Source organism: Pseudomonas sp. F220 (assembly GCF_057813935.1).
Map to the genome: position 1 here is coordinate 137,001 of NZ_JBVASJ010000002.1, position 21,756 is coordinate 158,756.

General features: G+C 58.0%; 24 protein-coding genes and 3 pseudogenes. 13 read left to right on the forward strand and 14 right to left on the reverse strand.

What is annotated here, in order from left to right; genetic code table 11:
• Positions 1 to 122: 122 nt before the first annotated feature.
• From cysN to ACZYSM_RS02485, 3 genes are all read right to left on the reverse strand, one after another.
• Positions 123 to 2,021: a sulfate adenylyltransferase subunit CysN gene (gene cysN, locus ACZYSM_RS02475; protein WP_489068542.1), complete on the reverse strand. Its 1,899-nt coding sequence runs from the start codon at positions 2,019 to 2,021 to the stop codon at positions 123 to 125.
• Between the two features lie 14 nt (positions 2,022 to 2,035).
• Positions 2,036 to 2,953, reverse strand: coding sequence for a sulfate adenylyltransferase subunit CysD (gene cysD, locus ACZYSM_RS02480; RefSeq protein WP_489068544.1), 918 nt, complete (start codon positions 2,951 to 2,953; stop codon positions 2,036 to 2,038).
• Positions 2,954 to 3,202: 249 nt separating this feature from the next.
• The gene (locus ACZYSM_RS02485; RefSeq protein ID WP_489068546.1) at positions 3,203 to 3,961 is read right to left on the reverse strand and encodes a Nif3-like dinuclear metal center hexameric protein; all 759 of its coding nucleotides are present in this window, start codon (positions 3,959 to 3,961) and stop codon (positions 3,203 to 3,205) included.
• A 102-nt stretch (positions 3,962 to 4,063) separates the two neighbouring features.
• Here ACZYSM_RS02485 and algW point away from each other — a divergent pair, with 102 nt between their 5' ends.
• The 3 genes and pseudogenes from algW to ACZYSM_RS02500 form a co-directional block, all read left to right on the forward strand.
• Positions 4,064 to 5,218 (forward strand): Do family serine endopeptidase AlgW, encoded by a 1,155-nt coding sequence (gene algW / locus ACZYSM_RS02490; RefSeq protein ID WP_489068548.1) that lies wholly within the window; start codon positions 4,064 to 4,066, stop codon positions 5,216 to 5,218.
• A 165-nt stretch (positions 5,219 to 5,383) separates the two neighbouring features.
• A pseudogene (locus tag ACZYSM_RS02495) lies at positions 5,384 to 5,629 on the forward strand (TonB-dependent siderophore receptor); the annotation flags it as partial.
• A 3-nt stretch (positions 5,630 to 5,632) separates the two neighbouring features.
• Positions 5,633 to 5,833 (forward strand): annotated as a pseudogene (locus ACZYSM_RS02500) (DUF4198 domain-containing protein); the annotation flags it as partial.
• A 117-nt stretch (positions 5,834 to 5,950) separates the two neighbouring features.
• On the opposite strand, the gene hisC reads toward ACZYSM_RS02500, so the two are convergent.
• From hisC to ACZYSM_RS02550, 10 genes are all read right to left on the reverse strand, one after another.
• Positions 5,951 to 7,003 (reverse strand): histidinol-phosphate transaminase, encoded by a 1,053-nt coding sequence (gene hisC / locus ACZYSM_RS02505; RefSeq protein ID WP_489068550.1) that lies wholly within the window; start codon positions 7,001 to 7,003, stop codon positions 5,951 to 5,953.
• Positions 7,000 to 8,331, reverse strand: a complete 1,332-nt coding sequence (gene hisD, locus ACZYSM_RS02510; RefSeq protein WP_489068552.1) for a histidinol dehydrogenase — start codon at positions 8,329 to 8,331, stop codon at positions 7,000 to 7,002. The genes hisC and hisD overlap by 4 nt, the downstream gene beginning before the upstream one ends.
• Positions 8,332 to 8,456: 125 nt before the next feature.
• Positions 8,457 to 9,092 (reverse strand): ATP phosphoribosyltransferase, encoded by a 636-nt coding sequence (hisG, locus tag ACZYSM_RS02515; RefSeq protein ID WP_150805872.1) that lies wholly within the window; start codon positions 9,090 to 9,092, stop codon positions 8,457 to 8,459.
• A gap of 136 nt (positions 9,093 to 9,228) precedes the next feature.
• Positions 9,229 to 10,494, reverse strand: a complete 1,266-nt coding sequence (murA, locus tag ACZYSM_RS02520) for a UDP-N-acetylglucosamine 1-carboxyvinyltransferase (protein ID WP_489068554.1) — start codon at positions 10,492 to 10,494, stop codon at positions 9,229 to 9,231.
• A gap of 22 nt (positions 10,495 to 10,516) precedes the next feature.
• Positions 10,517 to 10,756, reverse strand: coding sequence for a BolA family protein (locus ACZYSM_RS02525; protein WP_489068556.1), 240 nt, complete (start codon positions 10,754 to 10,756; stop codon positions 10,517 to 10,519).
• Positions 10,757 to 10,870: 114 nt separating this feature from the next.
• Positions 10,871 to 11,176, reverse strand: a complete 306-nt coding sequence (locus tag ACZYSM_RS02530; protein WP_489068558.1) for an STAS domain-containing protein — start codon at positions 11,174 to 11,176, stop codon at positions 10,871 to 10,873.
• Positions 11,173 to 11,829 carry an MlaC/ttg2D family ABC transporter substrate-binding protein gene (locus tag ACZYSM_RS02535; protein ID WP_489068560.1) on the reverse strand — a complete coding sequence of 219 codons (657 nt, stop codon included), beginning with the start codon at positions 11,827 to 11,829 and terminating at the stop codon, positions 11,173 to 11,175. Before ACZYSM_RS02535 ends, ACZYSM_RS02530 begins: the two co-directional genes overlap by 4 nt.
• A gap of 11 nt (positions 11,830 to 11,840) precedes the next feature.
• Entirely contained in the window at positions 11,841 to 12,308 is a 468-nt protein-coding gene (gene mlaD, locus ACZYSM_RS02540; protein WP_489068562.1) for an outer membrane lipid asymmetry maintenance protein MlaD, read from the reverse strand.
• Positions 12,308 to 13,105: a lipid asymmetry maintenance ABC transporter permease subunit MlaE gene (gene mlaE / locus ACZYSM_RS02545; RefSeq protein ID WP_489068564.1), complete on the reverse strand. Its 798-nt coding sequence runs from the start codon at positions 13,103 to 13,105 to the stop codon at positions 12,308 to 12,310. The genes mlaD and mlaE overlap by 1 nt, the downstream gene beginning before the upstream one ends.
• Entirely contained in the window at positions 13,105 to 13,914 is an 810-nt protein-coding gene (locus tag ACZYSM_RS02550; protein WP_489068566.1) for an ATP-binding cassette domain-containing protein, read from the reverse strand. Before ACZYSM_RS02550 ends, mlaE begins: the two co-directional genes overlap by 1 nt.
• Before the next feature lie 243 nt (positions 13,915 to 14,157).
• Here ACZYSM_RS02550 and ACZYSM_RS02555 point away from each other — a divergent pair, with 243 nt between their 5' ends.
• The 10 genes from ACZYSM_RS02555 (at position 14,158) to ACZYSM_RS02600 (ending at position 21,311) form a co-directional block, all read left to right on the forward strand.
• On the forward strand, positions 14,158 to 15,132 hold the full coding sequence (locus tag ACZYSM_RS02555; protein WP_489068568.1) for a KpsF/GutQ family sugar-phosphate isomerase: 975 nt from the start codon (positions 14,158 to 14,160) through the stop codon (positions 15,130 to 15,132).
• Positions 15,132 to 15,656, forward strand: coding sequence for a KdsC family phosphatase (locus ACZYSM_RS02560; protein WP_489068570.1), 525 nt, complete (start codon positions 15,132 to 15,134; stop codon positions 15,654 to 15,656). The genes ACZYSM_RS02555 and ACZYSM_RS02560 overlap by 1 nt, the downstream gene beginning before the upstream one ends.
• A gap of 8 nt (positions 15,657 to 15,664) precedes the next feature.
• A complete protein-coding gene (gene lptC / locus ACZYSM_RS02565; RefSeq protein WP_489068572.1) occupies positions 15,665 to 16,237 on the forward strand; it encodes an LPS export ABC transporter periplasmic protein LptC in 573 nt (190 codons plus the stop codon).
• The gene (gene lptA, locus ACZYSM_RS02570; RefSeq protein WP_489068574.1) at positions 16,224 to 16,769 is read left to right on the forward strand and encodes a lipopolysaccharide transport periplasmic protein LptA; all 546 of its coding nucleotides are present in this window, start codon (positions 16,224 to 16,226) and stop codon (positions 16,767 to 16,769) included. Before lptC ends, lptA begins: the two co-directional genes overlap by 14 nt.
• Positions 16,769 to 17,494: an LPS export ABC transporter ATP-binding protein gene (lptB, locus tag ACZYSM_RS02575; RefSeq protein WP_489068576.1), complete on the forward strand. Its 726-nt coding sequence runs from the start codon at positions 16,769 to 16,771 to the stop codon at positions 17,492 to 17,494. The genes lptA and lptB overlap by 1 nt, the downstream gene beginning before the upstream one ends.
• Before the next feature lie 270 nt (positions 17,495 to 17,764).
• Positions 17,765 to 19,258, forward strand: coding sequence for an RNA polymerase factor sigma-54 (locus ACZYSM_RS02580; protein ID WP_489068578.1), 1,494 nt, complete (start codon positions 17,765 to 17,767; stop codon positions 19,256 to 19,258).
• 119 nt (positions 19,259 to 19,377) lie between these two features.
• The gene (hpf, locus tag ACZYSM_RS02585; RefSeq protein WP_489068580.1) at positions 19,378 to 19,686 is read left to right on the forward strand and encodes a ribosome hibernation-promoting factor, HPF/YfiA family; all 309 of its coding nucleotides are present in this window, start codon (positions 19,378 to 19,380) and stop codon (positions 19,684 to 19,686) included.
• A gap of 12 nt (positions 19,687 to 19,698) precedes the next feature.
• Positions 19,699 to 20,163 carry a PTS IIA-like nitrogen regulatory protein PtsN gene (gene ptsN / locus ACZYSM_RS02590; protein ID WP_489068582.1) on the forward strand — a complete coding sequence of 155 codons (465 nt, stop codon included), beginning with the start codon at positions 19,699 to 19,701 and terminating at the stop codon, positions 20,161 to 20,163.
• Between the two features lie 2 nt (positions 20,164 to 20,165).
• Complete coding sequence (gene rapZ, locus ACZYSM_RS02595; protein WP_489068583.1) at positions 20,166 to 21,023, forward strand: RNase adapter RapZ; 858 nt, start codon at positions 20,166 to 20,168, stop codon at positions 21,021 to 21,023.
• Between the two features lie 15 nt (positions 21,024 to 21,038).
• Entirely contained in the window at positions 21,039 to 21,311 is a 273-nt protein-coding gene (locus tag ACZYSM_RS02600) for an HPr family phosphocarrier protein (RefSeq protein WP_489068585.1), read from the forward strand.
• A gap of 31 nt (positions 21,312 to 21,342) precedes the next feature.
• Here ACZYSM_RS02600 and ACZYSM_RS02605 read toward each other — a convergent pair.
• Positions 21,343 to 21,660: pseudogene (locus ACZYSM_RS02605) on the reverse strand (ZIP family metal transporter); the annotation flags it as partial.
• Positions 21,661 to 21,756: the final 96 nt, after the last annotated feature.

Genomic DNA, 21,756 nt, shown 5'->3' on the forward strand with positions numbered 1-21,756 from the left:
AATAGAGAACCAATGTGGGAGCGAGCTTGCTCCGGGCGGCGTTCCGACGATAGCTATTTCAAGGACACAAAAAAACCCGCCGATGATCACTCATCGGCGGGTTTTTTATTTGCAGCTAACGCTTAGATCGCGCCGCGGTTACGCAGCAGTTCCAGCACTTGCTTGACGCAGTCTTCCAGCGACAGCGACTGGGTGTCGACCACAAGGTCGGCGTCCAGTGGCACGTCGTACGGGAAGGAGTCGCCAGGGATGTTATCCCCGCCCGCCGCGTACAAACCTTGCGGATCACGTTCGGCGCAGACCGTCGGCGAAGCCTGGACATAGACGGTCAGCAAACGATCGCTGCCGATCAGCGCCTTGGCCTGTTCGCGGCCTTCGGCATCCGGTGCAACGAACGCAGCCAGAGTCAGCAGGCCGGCTTCGTTGAACTGGCGCGCGACATGAGCCGCACGACGCCAGTTCTCGGTACGTCCGGAACGATCCTGCGGCAGACCTTTGTTCAGGTCATGACGCAGGTTCTGGCCGTCGAGTACAAACACCGCACGACCCATGTCGAACAACTTGCGTTCAACCGCATAGGCCAGCGTGCTTTTGCCAGCGCCGGACAGCCCGCTGAACAACACGGTAGCCGGTTGCTGACCGAAGCGCTGGGCGCGTTCTTCAGTCGCTACATGAGCGAGCTTGCCGTGGTGAGTGACGCTACCGTGAATCAATGGCTGGGCGATGATCATGCCCGCTGCGACAGTGCCATTGGTCAACCGGTCGATAACGATGAACGAACCGGTGGTGCGGTTGCTGTCGTAACCGTCCAGCGCGATAGCGGCATCGAGGCTGATCTTGACCCGACCGATCTCGTTCAACTGCAACGCACTGGCAGGGCCTTCGGCCAAGGAGTTCACATCGACGCGATGGACGATGCTGGTGATCGAACCCGGCACGTAAGTGGTCGCGCGTTTGATGTCGTATTTCTTGCCCGGCAGCATCGGTTCTTCAGCCATCCACACCAACATGGCGTCGAAAGCGTCGGTCACTTGCGGCACGTTATCGGCATGCACCAGCAAGTCGCCACGAGAGATATCGATCTCGTCTTCCATGGTCAGCGTCACTGCCTGGCCAGGACCTGCGTGTTCCAGTTCACCATCAAAGGTAACGATGGATTTGACGCGGCTGGTCTTGCCCGACGGCAGAACCACGACTTCATCGCCTTTGTGCACGATGCCGCTGGCCAAGGTACCGGCGAAGCCACGGAAATTCAGGTTCGGACGGTTGACGTACTGCACCGGGAAACGCAAATCGGTGTAGTTGCGGTCGTTGGCGATCTCGACGGTTTCGAGAATCTCCATCAACGACTGGCCGGTGTACCAAGGCGAACGCTCGCTCTTGTTCACCACGTTGTCGCCCTTGAGCGCCGACATCGGTACAAATGCCATGGTGCTCGGCTTGAACGCGATGCCTTCGGCGAACTTCAGGTAATCGGCCTTGATCGACTCGAACACATTTTCATCGAAGCCGTTGAGGTCCATCTTGTTGATGGCGACGACGATGTGCTTGATGCCCAGCAACGAGGCGATAAAGCTGTGACGGCGTGTCTGGGTCTGCACACCGTAGCGAGCGTCCACCAGAATGATCGCCAGGTCACAGGTCGATGCGCCGGTGGCCATGTTGCGGGTGTATTGCTCATGGCCAGGGGTATCGGCGATGATGAATTTGCGCTTGGCGGTCGAGAAATAGCGGTAAGCGACATCGATGGTGATGCCCTGCTCGCGCTCGGCCTGCAGGCCGTCTACCAGCAACGCCAGGTCGATATCATCGCCCGTGGTGCCGACTTTTTTCGAATCGCGGGTGATGGCTTCCAGATGGTCTTCATAGATCATCTTGGAGTCGTGCAGCAGGCGCCCGATCAGGGTGCTCTTGCCGTCGTCGACGTTGCCACAGGTGAGAAAGCGCAGCATTTCCTTGCGTTCGTGCTGGCCCAGATAGGCGAGAATGTCCTCGCTGATCAATTCAGATTGATGCGACATGTGAGACACCCTGTTTAGAAATAACCCTGACGTTTCTTTTCTTCCATGGAGCCTGCGCCATCGTGATCGATGACCCGGCCCTGGCGCTCGGAAGTTCGCGTCAGGAGCATTTCCTGAATGATGTCGGTAAGGCTGGTGGCCTCGGACTCGACCGCGCCCGTCAACGGGTAGTCGCCAAGTGTACGGAAACGGACCTTCTTCTTGACGATGCGCGCCTTGTCTTCATCGCTTAGATGATTCAACAGACGCTCGTCGTCGATCATGATCCAGGTGCCGTTCATCTCGATGACATCACGCTCGGCAGCGAAGTACAGCGGCACGATCGGGATGCCTTCGAGGTAGATGTATTGCCAGATGTCCAGCTCGGTCCAGTTCGACAGCGGGAATACCCGGATCGACTCGCCTTTGTTGACGTTGCCGTTGTAGACGTTCCACAACTCGGGGCGCTGGTTTTTCGGATCCCAGCGGTGCTTGTTGTCGCGGAAGGAATACACGCGCTCTTTGGCGCGGGACTTCTCTTCGTCGCGACGAGCGCCACCGAAAGCGGCGTCGAAGCCGTACTTGTCCAAAGCCTGCTTGAGGCCTTCGGTCTTCATGATATCAGTGTGCTTGGCGCTACCGTGGGTTAGCGGGTTGATCCCCTGCTCGATGCCCTCCGGATTGACGTGCACCAGCAGGTCCAGGCCCAGTTCTTCGACCATGCGGTCGCGGAACGTGTACATCTCCTTGAACTTCCACTGGGTGTCGACGTGCATCACCGGGAACGGCAGCTTGCCCGGGAAGAACGCCTTGCGCGCAAGGTGCAGCATCACGGCGGAGTCTTTACCGACGGAGTACAGCATCACCGGGTTATCGAACTCGGCGGCGACCTCGCGGATGATGTGGATGCTTTCGGCCTCCAGCTGTTTCAGATGCGTCAGTTTGTCGACCATGGCTACTCACGAAAACGATCTTATGGACGGCCAGCGGGCCGTGTTCGAGCGGGGAATGCTAGCACAGCGTCCTCTTCTATTGAGGGCCCCAAATAGATCGAAACGGTATATGAATATACCTGCCCGTTTGGGCCACAACCTCCTGTGGGAGCGAGCCTGCTCGCGAAAGCGGTGGGTCAGTCAATGTTGATGTCGTCTGACACGACCTCTTCGCGAGCAGGCTCGCTCCCACAGTGAATGTAGGTTGATTCAAATCGGATTCGGGTAATCGATAAAGATGTGCTCGAGGGCAAAGCGTCGCGCCAGATAATCCCCCAGTGCCTGAACGCCGTAGCGCTCGGTGGCGTGGTGGCCGGCGGCGATAAAACTGATGTCGTTTTCCCGGGCACTGTGGAAAGTCTGCTCCGAAGCTTCACCGCTCAGGTACAGATCGACACCGGCCAATACCGCTTGATCAATGTAACCCTGGCCTCCGCCGGTGCACCAGCCAACACGACGAATCATCTCGCTGCCTTCAATCAGCAGCGGCTCGCGACCCATCACTTCTTGCACGCGACGAGCAAAATCACGCGGCGTCATGGGTTCGGTCAATGAGCCAACCAGACCGACAACCTTGAGGTTTTCCGGGTCCAGCGGGCCTTCAACGGTGATATCCAGTTGGCGCGCCAGCTGCACGTTGTTGCCAACCTCCGGATGCAGGTCCAGTGGCAGGTGATACGCCAACAGGCTGATGTCGTGCTTGAGCAAGGTTTTCAGCCGGCGCTGCTTCATCCCGGTGATGCACGGATTCTCGCCCTTCCAGAAATAACCGTGATGCACCAGCACCAGATCAGCCTTGGCCTCCACGGCGGCATCCAGCAATGCCTGGCTGGCGGTGACGCCGCTGACGATGCGCATGACCTGCGGACGGCCTTCGACCTGCAAACCGTTGGGGCAGTAATCGGCAATCCGTTGACTGCTGAGGTAACGGTCCGCTTCTTCAACCAAGGTGCTCAGGGCAACGGCCATAAAAGACTCCTAAATATCCCGTTCAGAGGCGCTCGCGCGCCTCTATAATGCGCGACATTATGGGCCGTATGCGGCCCTTCGTAACCTCTCAGGACTTGCTTAATGCTCAAGGCGCTGCGTTTTTTTGGCTGGCCGCTGTTGGCCGGCGTGCTTATCGCGTTGCTGGTTATTCAGCGTTACCCGCAATGGGTCGGGCTCCCGAGCCTTGACGTCAACCTGCAGCAAGCTCCGCAAACCACCAGCAATCAGCAGGGGCCAGTGTCCTACGCCGATGCAGTGGTCATCGCCGCGCCTGCGGTGGTCAATCTGTACACCACCAAGGTGATCAACAAACCCGCTCATCCGCTGTTCGAGGATCCGCAGTTCCGGCGCTTTTTCGGCGACAACTCGCCCAAGCAAAAGCGCATGGAGTCCAGCCTCGGCTCGGGCGTGATCATGAGCCCGGAAGGCTACCTGCTGACCAACAACCACGTCACCACCGGTGCTGACCAGATTGTGGTGGCGCTCAAGGATGGCCGCGAAACCCTGGCCCGGGTGATCGGCAGCGATCCGGAGACCGACCTTGCGGTGCTGAAAATCGATCTGAAAAACCTGCCGTCGATCACCGTTGGCCGCTCCGAAAATATCCGCGTTGGCGACGTCGCGCTGGCGATCGGCAATCCGTTCGGCGTCGGCCAGACTGTCACCATGGGCATCATCAGCGCCACCGGGCGTAACCAGCTCGGCCTGAACAACTACGAAGATTTCATCCAGACCGACGCCGCGATCAACCCTGGCAACTCGGGCGGTGCGCTAGTAGACGCCAATGGCAACCTGACCGGGATCAACACGGCGATCTTCTCCAAATCCGGTGGCTCCCAGGGCATCGGTTTCGCCATCCCGATCAAACTGGCCATGGAAGTGATGAAGTCGATCATCGAGCATGGCCAGGTGATCCGTGGCTGGCTCGGCATCGAAGTGCAGCCGTTAACCCAGGAACTGGCAGAGTCCTTCGGCCTCTCCGGACGTCCGGGCATCGTGGTCGCAGGGATTTTCCGTGACGGCCCGGCGCAGAAAGCCGGACTGCAATTGGGTGATGTGATCCTCAGCATTGACGGCGAACCGGCCGGTGACGGACGTCGCTCGATGAACCAGGTGGCGCGGATCAAGCCAACTGACAAGGTCACCATTCAGGTCATACGCAACGGCAAAGATCTCAAGCTCACGGCAGAAGTCGGCTTGCGCCCACCGCCAGCCCCCGTCAAAGAAGAAGAGTAAGCGCCAGCCCGGCTCGCCGGGCTAAAAGCATATACTCCCACTAGACACGTTATATTGTTTCAGTATTGTTATTGGAACGATGTCATACCGACTCGCACAATTGTTTCCCTGGCAGGCCTGGCCCTTGGCCTGCCGGGGGATCCGGTCTTCGCCGAAGAACCGCGCCCCTTCACTACCTTGCAAACCAGCGCCGGCAGTTGGGATCGCTACCGCACCGCTCTGGACGTCAACACTCCGATCGACGAGCAGGGTGATGTGCTGTCCCGGATCAACCTCGCGGTGGAGGACAACCACAGCTTCCGTGATCACGTTGACAGCAAGCGGGCGTTCGTCGCGCCGTCGCTCAGTTGGCAACTCAGTCCGGATACCGGCCTGCTGGTGGAAAGCGAATTCGTTCGCCACAGCTCAACCTAGTTGATTGGCGATTATCGCAACGCGCCGAACACCCTGAGCACCGAGACAGATGCCGAAGGTCGAGCGCAGGTGTTGGTGCGAAATGAAGGGTTGAATGTGATTGTGGCGCAGGTGGAGATCCCGCTGAAGGACCGTGCCGATGTAGCCTCGCGGGGACTGTTCAGTTCTCTGACGTTCCTGGGGGAACCGCATCACGAGTAATACACAAAACCCTTGTGGGAGCGAGCCTGCTCGCGATGAGGCCGTAACATTCAGCATTGATGCCGAATGCCAAACCGCTATCGCGAGCAGGCTCGCTCCCACAGGATCGGGGATGGCTTAGAGATCGCCTAACCCGTCGATCAACGCCTGATTCTGCTCCGGCGTGCCGATGGTAATGCGCAGGAACTGGGCAATCCGCTCCTGCTTGAAGTGGCGCACGATCACGCCTTGCTCACGCAACTTGGCCGCCAGGCCGGCAGCGTCGTGTTGCGGATGACGAGCGAAGATGAAGTTCGCCGCCGACGGCAGCACTTCAAACCCCTTCGCCTGCAGTTGTTCAACCACGTGCTCACGGCTGTCGATAACCAGTTTGCACGTCTTGTCGAAGTACTCACGATCCTCGAACGCAGCTGCCGCGCCGACGATCGCCAGACGATCCAGCGGGTAGGAGTTAAAGCTGTTCTTGATCCGCTCCAGCGCCTCGATCAGGTCCGGATGACCGACCGCCAAGCCGACCCGCAGACCTGCCAGGGAACGCGATTTGGACAACGTCTGAGTCACCAGCAGATTCGGATAACGATCCACCAGGCTGATCGCCGTCTCACCGCCGAAGTCGATATAGGCCTCGTCGACAACCACGACTGAATCCGGGCTGGCCTTGAGGATTTGCTCAACCGCGTCCAGCGCCAGCAGACAACCGGTGGGTGCGTTCGGGTTGGGGAAAATAATCCCGCCGTTAGGCTTGGCGTAGTCCGAAACGCGAATCTGGAACTGCTCATCCAGCGCGACCGTTTCGAACGTAATGCCATACAGGCCGCAATACACCGGATAAAAGCTGTAGCTGATGTCCGGAAACAACAACGGCTGACCGTGCTGGAGCAAGCCATGGAAAACATGCGCCAGTACTTCATCGGAGCCGTTGCCGAGGAACACTTGGTTGCTCTGCACGCCGTAGTACTTGGCAACCGCCTGCTTGAGCAGGTCGCTGTTCGGGTCCGGGTACAGGCGCAGATTGTCGTTCAACTCGGTCTGCATCGCCGCTAAGGCTTTGGGCGATGGGCCGTAAGGGTTTTCGTTGGTATTGAGTTTGACCAGTTTCGCCAGCTTCGGCTGCTCACCCGGCACGTAAGGCACCAGATCCTTGACGAAAGGACTCCAGAATTTACTCATGCTTTTTTCCCCTCTTCGTCGGCAACAATCCGGTATTCCGCGCTACGGGCATGGGCGGTCAATGACTCGCCGCGGGCCAGCACTGAAGCGGTCTTGCCCAGTTCGGACGCCCCCTGCTCCGAGCAGAAAATAATCGACGAACGTTTCTGGAAGTCATACACCCCCAGTGGCGAGGAGAAACGCGCAGTGCCGGAAGTCGGCAACACGTGGTTGGGACCGGCGCAATAATCACCCAAAGCTTCGCAGGTGTGACGGCCCATGAAGATCGCACCTGCGTGGCGAATCTGCGGCAGCCAGGCTTGCGGGTCAGCGACCGACAGCTCCAAGTGTTCCGGGGCAATGCGGTTGGCCACCTCGATGGCCTGCTGCATGTCGCGAACCTGAATCAACGCACCACGGCCGTTGATCGAGGTCTCGATGATTTCGGCGCGTTCCATGGTCGGCAGCAATTTGGCGATGCTCGCCGCCACCTTGTCGAGGAATTCGGCATCCGGGCTGACCAGAATTGCCTGGGCATCTTCGTCGTGCTCGGCCTGGGAGAACAAGTCCATGGCGATCCAGTCTGGATCGGTCTGACCATCGCAGACCACCAGAATCTCGGACGGGCCGGCAATCATGTCGATACCGACCTGACCAAATACGTGGCGCTTGGCCGTGGCCACATAGATATTGCCCGGGCCGACGACTTTGTCGACCTTGGGCACACTTTCGGTCCCGTAAGCCAACGCGGCAACCGCCTGGGCGCCACCGATGGTGAACACCCGGTCGACACCGGCAATGCAGGCCGCAGCCAGCACCAGCTCATTGATTTCACCGCGCGGGGTCGGTACGACCATGACCACTTCGGTCACGCCCGCTACCTTGGCCGGGATCGCGTTCATCAATACTGAAGACGGATAGGAAGCCTTGCCTCCGGGTACGTACAGACCCGCGCGATCAAGCGGCGTGACCTTCTGGCCCAGTACCGTGCCGTCGGCTTCGGTGTAGCTCCAGGAATCCTGTTTCTGTTTTTCGTGGTAGCTGCGTACTCGCGAAGCGGCCTTTTCCAGGGCTTCACGCTGGGGCGCGGTGATCCGGGTCAGGGCCAGCTCCAGACGCTCGCGGGGCAGGATCAGATCCGCCATCGACGCCACTTCAAGGCCGTCGAAACGCTGGGTGAACTCTACTAGCGCCGCATCGCCGCGTTCGCGCACGGCTTTGATGATATCCAGCACCCGCTGATTGACCGAGTCGTCAGACACACTTTCCCAGCTCAGCAGATGATCCAGATGATGCGCGAAATCCGGGGCAGCAGCGTTGAGTCGGCGAATTGCAGTCGGTGCGGTCATAGCGAGAGCCTCATAGGATTGGCAAAAACTCAGGTGCCCTAAACTAGCAGTCGATCCGCTTGGGCACCTGAGAATTCTGGCTATGAGGCGGATAGACGGGCGCGACTCAAGGTCGCGCAGGTGAATCAGCCGCGGTGTCGAGACTCCACTGCCTTGCGCAGGGTGTCGATCAACGCCTGGATACGGGCGTGCTGCATTTTCATGGAGGCCTTGTTGACGATCAGCCGGGAGCTGATGTCGGCAATGAAGTCCTGGGGTTCCAGGCCATTGGCGCGCAGGGTATTGCCGGTATCGACCACGTCGATGATCTTGTCTGCCAGACCGATCAGCGGCGCCAGTTCCATCGAGCCGTAGAGTTTGATGATGTCGACCTGACGGCCCTGCTCGGCGTAATAACGCTTGGCGACGTTGACGAACTTGGTCGCCACTCGCAAGCGGCCCTTGGGCTCGACGTCACCAATACGGCCGGCGGTCATCAGCTTGCACAGGGCAATTCGCAGGTCCAGCGGCTCGTACAGGCCCTGGCCACCGTATTCCATCAGCACATCTTTACCGGCGACGCCGAGGTCGGCGGCACCATGCTCGACGTAGGTCGGCACGTCGGTGGCGCGCACGATCAACAGGCGCACATCGGCCTGGGTCGTGGGGATGATCAGCTTGCGGCTCTTGTCCGGATTCTCGGTCGGCACAATGCCCGCTTCAGCCAGAAGCGGCAAAGTGTCGTCAAGGATGCGGCCCTTGGACAGTGCGATGGTCAACATGGGAAACGTAAGTCCTTATCAGGATACTTATGCCCGGTCGCAAACGGCGCCGGACAAACATCGAGCCTGAACATTACAGGCTCGACTTGAAACGAAACCAATTGTCGGGCACATCCTTGTGCCCATGACGCAAAAACTAGCCGGGTACGCGGCGGATCTTCGCGCCGAGCATCTGCAGTTTCTCTTCGATGCACTCGTAACCACGGTCGATGTGGTAGATGCGGTCGATCAGCGTATCGCCTTCGGCGATCAATGCCGAGATGACCAGACTGGCCGAAGCCCGCAAGTCTGTGGCCATGACTGGCGCGCCTTTAAGTTTCTCGGTACCGGTAACGATCGCGGTGTTGCCTTCGACCTGGATCTTCGCGCCCATGCGGTGCAATTCATACACGTGCATGAAGCGGTTTTCGAAGATGGTCTCGATCACAGCGCCTGTGCCTTCGGCAATCGCGTTGAGCGAGATGAACTGCGCCTGCATGTCAGTCGGGAACGCCGGGTACGGAGCAGTACGGATGTTGACGGCTTTTGGCCGCTTGCCGTGCATATTCAGCTCGATCCAGTCTACACCGCAGGTGATTTCAGCACCGGCTTCCCGGAGTTTTTCCAGTACGGCTTCAAGGATGGTCGGATCGGTGTCCTTGACCTTCACACGGCCGCCAGTGACAGCGGCAGCTACCAGGTAAGTACCGGTTTCGATACGGTCAGGCATCACCTTGAAAGTCGTCGGGTGCAGACGTTCCACGCCATCGATGGTGATGGTGTCGGTGCCGGCGCCAGAGATCTTGGCACCCATGGCTATCAGGAAGTTCGCCAGGTCGATGACTTCAGGTTCGCGGGCAGCGTTTTGCAGCACGCTGCGGCCTTTGGCCAACGCGGCAGCCATCATGATGTTTTCGGTACCGGTCACGCTGACGGTATCGAAGAAGAAGTGCGCACCGCGCAGGCCGCCTTCAGGTGCCTTGGCCTTGATGTAGCCGCCTTCGACGTCGATGGTTGCACCCATGGCTTCAAGGCCACGGATGTGCAGGTCGACCGGACGAGAACCAATGGCGCAACCGCCAGGCAGTGCAACTTCGGCTTCACCGAAACGGGCAACCATCGGGCCCAGCACCAGGATCGAGGCACGCATGGTTTTCACCAGTTCGTACGGCGCGATCAGGGTCTTGATGGTACGTGGATCGATTTCGACGCTGAGTTTTTCATCAATCACCGGCTCAATGCCCATGCGACCGAACAGCTCGATCATGGTGGTGATGTCGTGCAGGTGCGGCAGGTTGGCGACTGTTACAGGGCCGTCGCACAGCAAGGTTGCAGCCAGAATCGGCAGGGCAGAGTTCTTTGCCCCGGAGATGCGGATTTCGCCATCAAGACGAATGCCGCCGGTAATAATCAATTTATCCATAAGAATCTCGACGCCCTTGGGCTCAGGTGCGCTCGGCCCAGGCCGCGCTGCTGAAAAATTTCATAGTGACCGCGTGGATGCTGCCATCGGCGATCCATGGGTTCAAATGGGCATAAATGCTCTGCTGACGCTTAACCGGGCTCAAAGCCACCAGTTCGTCACTAATCACGTTCAGCTGAAAGTTGCAGCCTTCGCCCTCAACTTCTACCTGAGTTCCGGGCAGTTTCCCCTCAAGGAAGCTCTTCACTTCTACGGACTGCATGCTCAACCTCAATCGGCGCTCTGTGCGCGCGGGTCGCACATCATACAAAAAAGCCCCGCGCCTGCGAACCCCGCTAAGCAGGACTCTGACGGGGGGCCTCTTTATAGATGGTAGTTAAGGGTGCGCCAATAGCTCGGTCAAACCGGAAACCTGAGCAATTTCACGCATGTCATCGGGCAACGCACGAATGCTCAGCGCCTTGCCTGCAGTTGCGGCATCACGCATGAAGGCCAGTAGCAGCGACAAACCGACGCTGCTGGACTTCACCACCGCCGAACAATCGACCACCAGAGCAGTCGCAGTGCTGGACTTGATCAAGGCCTGGCCTTCTTTGCGCAGCCCAGGGCCGGTGCGGAAATCCAGCACACCACTGAGCAAAAGCTCGCCGGCTACACCCAATCGGACGGCCGACTCACTCATTGTTGCGAAGCCTTATCGCCAGCTGCGGCAGTTTTTTCCTTGGCTTTGGCGACTTCACCGGCCCAACCATTAATGGTCTTGTCCAGATCGTTACCATTGCGCTGCATCGCGTCAGCGAACTGATCACGGAACAGCTTGCCAATGTTGATGCCGTTGATGATCACGTTGCGGACTTTCCACTCACCCTGGATTTTGGTCAGAGTATAGGAAACCGGGTAGATCGAGCCGTTACTGCCTTTGACCTGCATATCGACGGTAGTGCGGTCCTTGCCCTCGTCCTTGGCAGGGGAAACAGTAATGCCCTGGTTGTTGTATTCGAGCAAGGCGTTGCCATAGAACTGCATCAGGCTGCGCTTGAAGTTATCCTGAAAACGCGCCATCTGCTCAGGCGTGGCGTTACGCGAGAACTTGACGGTCATGATGCTGCGCGAAATGCCGTCAGCATCGACCACCGGGCCGACAATACCGTTCAAGGCATCGTAGAACGCACTTGGACTTTGCTTGTACTTCGCTTTATTCGTCGCCAGATCGGCAAGCAACCGGTTAGTAGTGTCCTGCACCAGATCGTGTGCAGAAGGCGCAGCCACGGCGTTAGCCATCAACGGCAGCGCTGCGAGTAATACCAACAGGCCACGTCGCAAGGTAGAGATCATGAAAAAACTCCTCATTTGGCTTCTTTGCTAACGGTATTGAGCAGGAACTTACCGATCAGGTCTTCGAGCACCAGCGACGACTGGGTGTCATGGATGGTGGCACCATCCTTGAGCAGGGCCTCCTCCCCGCCCACGCTGAGGCCGACGTATTTCTCGCCCAACAGGCCAGAGGTCAGGATAGATGCAGTGGAGTCAGTCGGCAGATTATCTACACGTTTTTCCAGCTGCAACGTGACCCGACCCGTGAAACTGTCGCGATCCAGATCGATAGCCGTGACCTTGCCGATGGTTACACCGGCCATGGTCACTTTGGATCTGACCGTCAAACCGGCGATATTGTCGAAATACGCATAAAGTTTATACGTGTCGCCGCTCGCGTTCGGGGACAGGCCACTGACCCGCAAGGCAAGCAACAGCAAAGCCAGGATGCCAGCCAGCAAGAAGAGGCCGACACCGATTTCCAGGGTGCGGTTTTGCATCAGAAATCTCCAAACATCAAGGCAGTCAGAATAAAGTCGAGGCCGAGAATGGCCAATGAGGCATACACCACGGTCTTGGTGGTGGCACGACTGATCCCCTCGGATGTGGGTTCACAGTCATAGCCTTGAAAAACGGCAATCCAGGTCACAACAAAGGCGAAGACAATGCTTTTAATAACACCATTGAGCACGTCGCCGTTGAACGTCACACTATTTTGCATGTTCGACCAATAGGAGCCTTCATACACTCCAAGCCAGTCGACAGCCACCCAGGAGCCGCCCCAAATCCCCACCACGCTGAAAATCATCGCCAGCAGCGGCAGGGAAATGAAGCCGGCCCAGAGGCGCGGGGCAATGATGTACTTGAGCGGGTCCACACCAATCATTTCCAGACTGGAGAGCTGCTCGGTGGACTTCATGTTGCCAATTTCGGCGGTCAGTGCCGAACCGGCACGCCCAGCGAACAGCAAGGCAGTGACCACAGGTCCCAGCTCACGCAGCAACGTCAGCGCAACCATCTGCCCGACCGCCTGCTCCGAACCGTAGCTGGACAGGATATTGAAGCCTTGCAGCGCCAGCACCATGCCGATGAATATCCCGGAGACCACGATGATCACCAAGGACATCACGCCTATCGAGTGCAGCTGCTTGACCAGCAAGCCGAACCCGCCGCCGATGCCGCCGCGACCGAGCAGTGCATGAAACAGAAACAGCGTTGAACGCCCCAGCACCTCGACGATGTCGATAGCCGAGCGACCGAAGAGGCGAACCCTATCTATTAGTGATTTCTTGCGCATCAGCGCTTCCCCAGAAGATCTGCGCGGTAATCCGGCGCCGGAAAGTGGAACGGGACCGGGCCGTCTGGATCGCCTGTCATGAATTGACGGATGCGCGGATTGTCGGTGTTCATCAACTCCTCAGGAGTCCCTTGCCCCAACACCTGTCCATCGCCGACCACATACAGATAGTCGGCAATGCTCGCGGTTTCGGCCAAATCGTGGGAAACCACGATACTGGTGATCCCCAGAGCGTCGTTGAGCAGACGGATCAGGCGCACCAACACGCCCATGGCGATAGGGTCCTGCCCGACAAAGGGTTCGTCATACATGAGAATCTGCGGATCGAGGGCAATGGCTCGCGCCAACGCGACGCGACGCTTCATGCCCCCCGACAACTCGTCGGGCATCAGATCGATGGCGCCACGCAGCCCCACCGCCTGCAATTTCAGCAAAACGATGTCGCGGATCATTTCATCCGGCAATTGGGTATGAACGCGCAGGGGAAAGGCAACGTTCTCGAAAACGTCCAGATCCGTGAACAATGCACCGCTTTGAAACAACACGCCCATTTGCTTGCGCGCGTCGAACAGATCGCTGCGCGAAAGCTTCGGCAGGTTCTGACCGTTGACCCAGACTTCGCCGCCGCTGGGCCGCAACTGCGCGCCCATCAAGCGTAACAGCGTGGTTTTGCCGCAGCCGGAAGGTCCCATGATGCCGGTGACCTTACCCCGCGGAATGCGAATATCAACATTATTGAAGATGCTGCGCGTACCGCGCTTGAAGGACAGTCCCTTCAGCTCGACCGCGTAGGCGTTATCGGCACTCATCTAAACTCCTTGCGATGCAGCCTCTCACTCGGACGCCTGGCTCTCTACCGAAAGCACATACATCCTGGGCAGGCCGAACTGGCGGCGAACTATATCACTGCTGATGCAGAGCGCCCAAGGCCGAAGCCGTGCCTGTTCAGGATCAAGACAGGCAAATCACGCAAAGTCTGACGAACTTATGTGAGGGAATTGATCATTACCGTTATAATCGCCGCCTTTTCATCTGGGTATACGATTTCTGATATGAGCCAATCCAGCGACCTGATTCAATCAGCACAACGTACCATCCGCCTCGAAATTGAAGCCGTAGAAAGCTTGCTGGCCCATATCGACGCAGATTTCGTACGCGCTTGCGAGATGATTCTGGCCAGCAAAGGCCGTGTGGTTGTGGTCGGCATGGGCAAGTCAGGGCACATCGGCAATAAAATTGCCGCGACCCTGGCCAGCACCGGTACCACGGCGTTTTTCGTACACCCGGCCGAAGCCAGCCACGGCGATATGGGCATGATTACCCGCGATGACATCATCCTCGCGCTGTCCAATTCCGGCTCTACCAATGAAATCGTCACCCTGCTGCCACTGATCAAGCGCCTGGGCATTCAGTTGATCAGCATGACCGGCAATCCCGAGTCGGCGCTGGCCAAGGCCGCCGAGGTCAATCTCAATGTTCACGTCGAGCACGAAGCCTGCCCGCTGAACCTGGCACCGACTTCCTCTACCACTGCTGCTCTGGTAATGGGGGACGCGCTGGCGGTCGCTTTGCTTGAAGCACGGGGCTTTACCGCTGAAGACTTCGCCTTTTCCCATCCAGGCGGTGCCTTGGGTCGTCGCCTGCTACTGAAAGTGGAAAATGTCATGCACTCGGGCACGGAACTGCCTCAAGTGCCGCGCGGCACCTTACTGAAAGACGCATTAATGGAAATGACCCGCAAAGGCCTTGGTATGACAATGGTTCTCGAGGCCGACGGACGTCTGGCCGGGATCTTCACTGACGGCGATTTGCGCCGCACACTGGATCGCACCATTGACATCCACAGCGCCACCATCGATGAAGTGATGACCGCTCATGGCAAGACCGCGCGTGCAGAGATGCTCGCAGCCCAGGCCCTGAAAATAATGGAAGACAATAAAATCAGCGCGCTGGTGGTGGTCGATAGCGATGATCGCCCGGTTGGCGCCTTGAATATGCACGACTTGCTGCGTGCGGGAGTAATGTAATGAGCGCGGACCTTCTGCAACGCGGCAAAAACATCAAACTGGCGGTATTCGACGTCGACGGCGTGCTGACTGATGGCCGCCTGTACTTCCTCGAAGACGGCAGCGAATTCAAAACCTTCAACACTCTCGACGGCCAAGGCATCAAGATGCTGATGGCCACTGGTGTGCAGACGGCCATTATCAGCGGCCGCAAGACCCCAGTGGTCGAGCGTCGCGCGAAAAACCTCGGCATCCCCCACCTTTATCAGGGCCGCGAAGACAAACTGGTCGTACTCGACGAGCTTCTTGCTCAACTCAACCTAAGCTATGAACAAGTCGCCTATCTGGGCGACGATCTGCCCGACCTGCCGGTGATTCGTCGTGTCGGCTTGGGTATGGCGGTCGCCAACGCCGCCAGCTTCGTCCGTGAACATGCGCACGGCATTACCCAGGCCCGCGGCGGCGAAGGGGCTGCACGTGAATTTTGCGAGTTGATCCTGCGAGCCCAAGGCAGTCTTGAAGCGGCCAACGCCGCCTACCTGTAGAGCCATCTATGCTGAGCAAAAAAATTCGCAGTATTTTGATTTTCGGAGTCATCGCCGCTCTGTTCGCGGCCGTTGGCTACTGGAATATCAGCCCGGAACGCTTTCTGGAGAGGCTACCGGCGGTCGTCGACGAAAGCGCCATCGACTACTACGCCATCAACGCCCACAGCGTGCAGTTTCTGCCCGATGGCAAGTTGCAGTACGAAATGACTTCCGACAAGGTCGAACACCTGAAAGCGACCGATGTGACATTGCTGACCAAACCCGACTTGCAAATGTATCGCGGCACGACGTTCCCCTGGCATGTCCAGAGCGAACGCGGAGAGGTCAATCCGGACGGCACTGAAGTAGAACTGATTGACTCGGTACGTATTGCACGTACTGACGAGAAGAATCGCGCGACGATTATTACCAGTAGTCGTATGACTGTATTCCCCCAGAAGCAATATGCGCAGACCGAGCAAGCCGTTAGAATCGACGGCGCCGGTGGTGTGACTACGGGCAAGGGAATGAAAGCGTATTTGGAAGAAAGCAGGATGCACCTGCTATCGAACGTAAGAGGACAGTATGAGGCTCGTTAAAACCCTCCCTATTTTGCTCAGCCTGAGCGCAGCACTGGGAAGCGTGAGCGCCTGGGCTCTGCCGACTGATAGCCAGCAACCCATCCGCATTCAGGCCGACGACGCTCAACTGGATGACAAGCAAGGCATTGCCACTTACAAAGGCGACGTCATCATCACCCAAGGCTCGATGAAGATCACCGGCAATACCGTGACCATCACTCGCACCCACGCAGGCGAAATCGACGTGGTGACCTCGGTGGGCAACCTGGCGTATTTCGAACAACTGCAGAAGGTCGGTGATCCGAAGCCGGTTCAGGCCTATGGCGTGACCATTCAGTACCATGCCGCGCAAAACCGCATCGTACTGATTGACCGCGCCAAAGTGATCAACGACGGCAATACCACCGAAGGCGAGAAAATCATCTACGACACCGTCAAGCAGGTCGCCAACGCCGGTCGCGCCAACGGTAACACCGTCACCGCGCCACGTCCGCGGATCGACATGGTGATCCAGCCGAAAAAGAAAACTGACGAGCAGAAGGCCCAGTAATGGCAACTCTGAAAGCTCAGCATCTGGCCAAGAGCTACAAGAGCCGTCAGGTCGTGCGTGACGTCAGCCTGTCCATCGACAGCGGTCAGATCGTCGGCTTGCTCGGTCCTAACGGCGCCGGCAAGACCACCTGTTTCTACATGATCGTCGGACTGGTCCAGGCCGATCAGGGCCGTGTACTGATCGACGATCTGGACGTCAGCCACCAGCCGATGCACGGTCGTGCACGGGCCGGTATCGGCTATCTGCCGCAGGAAGCGTCGATCTTCCGCAAACTGTCGGTCGCCGATAACATCATGGCCATTCTTGAGACTCGCAAGGAACTCGACAAGACCGAGCGTCGCAAGGAGTTGGAAAGCCTGCTGCAGGAGTTCCACATCAACCATATCCGCGAGAACCTCGGCATGAGCCTCTCCGGCGGCGAACGTCGTCGCGTGGAAATCGCCCGAGCCCTGGCTACCGCACCGAAGTTCATCCTGCTCGATGAGCCTTTTGCCGGTGTGGACCCGATCTCGGTGGGTGACATCAAGCAGATCATCTATCACCTGAAGGCCAAGGGTATCGGCGTGCTGATCACAGACCACAACGTCCGTGACACCCTGGATATCTGCGAGACCGCCTACATCGTCAACGACGGCCAACTGATCGCCGAAGGTGACTCCGCCACTATCCTGGCCAACGAACTGGTCAAGGAAGTGTACCTGGGTCATGAGTTCCGCCTGTAAGTGCTGAGGTGTTTGGCTAGCTGCCAGAGCGGCTGCATCAATAAAACCCTATAAATTTTATTGTTACCGCGCTTTAGGCAAACACGCGCCCTCAGGTGTTCAGCCAATAGTCAGAGCGCCAGCAGCAATAAGATCCTGTAAATTTTTATTGTTACCGCGCTCTAGGCAAACACTTCAGTTTCAGGCATATAATTTGCTTATGTTTGGCGCTTAGGCGCCCTGTAGTGGATGGCGCATGTGCGCCGGCGAATAAGGTGTTAAGCCCCTGCCATGAAACCATCGCTAGTCTTGAGAATGGGCCAGCAGCTGACGATGACACCGCAGCTGCAACAGGCCATCCGCCTGCTCCAATTGTCGACCCTGGACCTGCAACAGGAAATCCAGGAGGCACTGGAGTCCAATCCGATGCTCGAACGCCAGGAAGAAGGCGACGACTTCGATAACGCCGACCCTCTGGCCGACAACGTCGAGCAGAAACCCAATACCGATGTTCAGGAACCCTCCTACCAGGAAACGGCCCCGACGGTGGATAACCTCGAGGAAGGCGACTGGAACGAGCGCATCCCCAACGAGCTGCCCGTCGACACGGCTTGGGAAGATGTTTACCAGACTAGCGCCAGCAGCCTGCCGAGCAACGATGACGACGAGTGGGACTTCACCACCCGCACATCGGCTAGTGAAAGCCTGCAGAGTCATTTGCTCTGGCAACTGAACCTGGCACCGATGTCCGACACCGATCGCCTGATTGCCGTGACCCTGATCGATTGCATCAACAATCAGGGCTACCTGGACGAGACCCTCGAGGAAATCCTCGAAGCCTTCGACCCGGAACTGGACGTCGAACTGGACGAGATTGAAGCCGTCCTGCATCGCATCCAGCAATTCGAGCCGGCCGGTATCGGTGCGCGCAATCTGAGCGAATGCCTGTTGCTGCAACTGCGTCAGCTGCCAGCCAAAACACCTTGGCTGACCGAGGCCAAACGACTGGTCACCGACTTCATCGACCTGCTTGGCAGCCGTGATTACAGCCAGCTGATGCGCCGCATGAAACTCAAGGAAGACGAGCTTCGGCAGATCATCGAGCTGGTGCAAAGCCTCAACCCGCGCCCAGGCTCGCAAATCGAGTCCAGCGAAGCCGAATACGTCGTACCTGACGTGATCGTGCGCAAGGACAACGAGCGCTGGCTGGTGGAGTTGAATCAGGAATCTGTGCCGCGCCTGCGGGTCAATCCGCAGTACGCCGGTTTCGTGCGTCGTGCCGACACCAGCGCCGACAACACCTTCATGCGCAACCAGTTGCAGGAAGCGCGCTGGTTCATCAAAAGCCTGCAAAGCCGCAACGAAACCCTGATGAAAGTCGCTACCCAGATCGTCGAGCATCAACGGGGCTTCCTCGAGTACGGCGATGAGGCGATGAAACCGCTTGTGCTGCATGACATCGCCGAAGCGGTCGGCATGCACGAATCGACGATTTCCCGGGTCACCACCCAGAAATTCATGCATACCCCACGCGGCATCTACGAACTGAAGTACTTTTTCTCCAGCCACGTAAGCACCTCTGAAGGCGGTGAATGCTCGTCCACAGCGATCCGCGCGATCATCAAAAAACTGGTTGCCGCGGAAAATCAGAAAAAGCCGTTGAGTGACAGCAAGATCGCTGGTTTACTGGAGGCACAAGGCATTCAGGTAGCCCGCCGCACCGTCGCCAAGTACCGCGAATCCCTTGGGATCGCGCCTTCGAGCGAACGCAAGCGGTTGATGTAACGGGCCACGCCACAGCGTTCCAGGTTGTGTTTGAAAACTCACAGGCAGTTTTCGGGCACAGCCTAGTGGCAGGCAAACCAGCCTGCCGCCTTATGCACTGGCAACGAAGGAGAAGCTGTATGCAAGTCAACATCAGTGGACACCAACTGGAAGTGACCGAACCTTTACGCGCCTACATCGGCGAAAAACTCGAACGACTGGAAAGGCATTTCGACAAGATCACCAACGTGCAGGTCACGATGAACGTCGAGAAGCTGCTGCAGAAAATCGAAGCCACGCTGCATATCCCCGGCGGAGAAGTAGTCGCCAACGCTGAGCATTCAGACATGTATGCCGCGATCGACCTGCTGACCGACAAGCTGGATCGCCAACTCAAAAAGCATAAGGAAAAGACCCAAAGTGTCCTCCAGGGCGCAACAGGTCGTTAACACTCCCAACCCATGATTCGACTTGAAAACATCCTGACCCCCGGCCGTTCTTTGGTGAACGTGCCGGGCGGCAGTAAAAAGCGCGCCCTCGAGCAAATTGCCAACCTGATCAGCCGCGAAGTGCCGGATCTGGAGATGCAAGATGTCTTCGAGAGTCTGATTGCCCGTGAAAAACTTGGCTCCACCGGTTTTGGCAACGGCATCGCCATCCCCCACTGCCGCCTCAAGGGCTGCACGTCTCCAGTCAGTGCGCTACTGCACCTGGACGCCCCCATAGATTTTGACGCCATCGATGGTGCGCCGGTTGACCTGCTGTTCGTTCTGCTGGTCCCGGAAGCCGCTACCGATGCGCACCTGGAACTGCTCCGGCAGATTGCCAGCATGCTTGACCGCAAGGAAGTGCGCGAAAAGCTTCGCAGCGCCGCAACCAATGAAGCCCTGTATCAGGTTGTCCTGGTCGAGCAGAACGGTCACTAATCATGCGTTTGATCATCGTCAGCGGCCGTTCCGGCTCAGGTAAAAGCACCGCCCTCGATGTACTGGAGGACAACGGCTACTACTGCATTGACAACCTGCCGGCCGGCCTGCTTCCGGAGCTGGCCGAGCGCGCGTTGATTCACACTGAACTGGCGCAACCGCTAGTCGCGGTGTCTATTGACGCCCGTAACTTGCCCAGCCATTTGTCGCGTTTTCCCGAACTTCTGGAAGAGGTACGCAGCCGGCACATCCAATGCGACGTGCTGTATCTGGACGCCGACGAAGAAACCCTGCTCAAGCGCTTCTCCGAGACCCGTCGGCGCCATCCCCTGAGCAACGCCAATCGATCGCTCGCCGAAGCCATTGACGATGAAACCAACCTGCTTGGGCCGATTGCCGACCTCGCTGATCTGAAGGTCAACACCACCAATCTGAACCTGTATCAACTGCGCGATATGATCAAACTGCGTCTGTTGAACCAGCCAGAATCGGGCACGGCGTTCCTTGTCGAGTCGTTTGGCTTCAAGCGCGGCATGCCGGTCGATGCCGACCTGGTGTTCGATGTGCGGTGCCTGCCAAATCCGTACTGGAAACCAGAATTACGCGAACAGTCCGGGCTGGATCAGCCGGTTGCCGACTATCTGGCCGCCCAACCGGACGTCGAAGAAATGTTCCAGGATATCTCTGCATATCTGCTGAAGTGGCTACCTCGTTTCGCTGCCAGCAACCGCGCTTACGTCACCATCGCCATTGGCTGCACCGGCGGGCATCACCGCTCCGTCTACCTGACCGAACGTCTGGGCCAGGCCCTGCAAACGTCCCTGAAGAACGTCCAGGTTCGCCACCGCGACCTAAGCTAAAGGATCCACACCGCGATGCCCGCTCTGGAAATTGAAATCATCAACAAGTTGGGTTTACATGCCCGAGCGTCTGCCAAGTTCGTTGGGGTTGCAGGTCAGTATCCGTGCCAGATCAGAGCCGGACGCACGCCTGAATCGATGGTCGATGGCAAAAGCATCATGGCCATGATGATGCTGGCTGCCGGCAAAGGCACTAAAATCCATCTGTCCACTGAAGGCGAGCAAGAGCAGGAAGCATTGGATGCGCTGATCAAGCTGATCAATAACTTCTTCGACGAAGGCGAGTAAACATCGGCAGGGCACGCCTGCCGAGAGGCATTCAGGCGAGTGCCGTATCCATGACCATCATCAGACAGAACCCGATACACAGCCCCAGACTCGCCAGCTTGTCATGGCCATGGCGCCGCGACTCCGGGATGACCTCATGAGTCACCACCAGCAGCATGGCGCCCGCGGCTAACGCCAGACCCAGCGGCAAGAGCATTTCAGCCAGGCTCACCAGCCAGGCACACAGCAGTGCGAAGACGGGCTCAACCAAACCTGACGCCGCGCCGATCAAGAACGCCTTGACCCGCGACATCCCCGCCCCGGCCAATACCAAAGCGATCACCAAGCCTTCCGGCACATCCTGCATTGACTGTTACACCGCTTTCGCGAGCAAGCTCGCTCCTACAGGGGGCTGTGCAACGCTCAAAAAAAGCGCGCCACCTCAATGGGTGGCACGCCTTTTTGT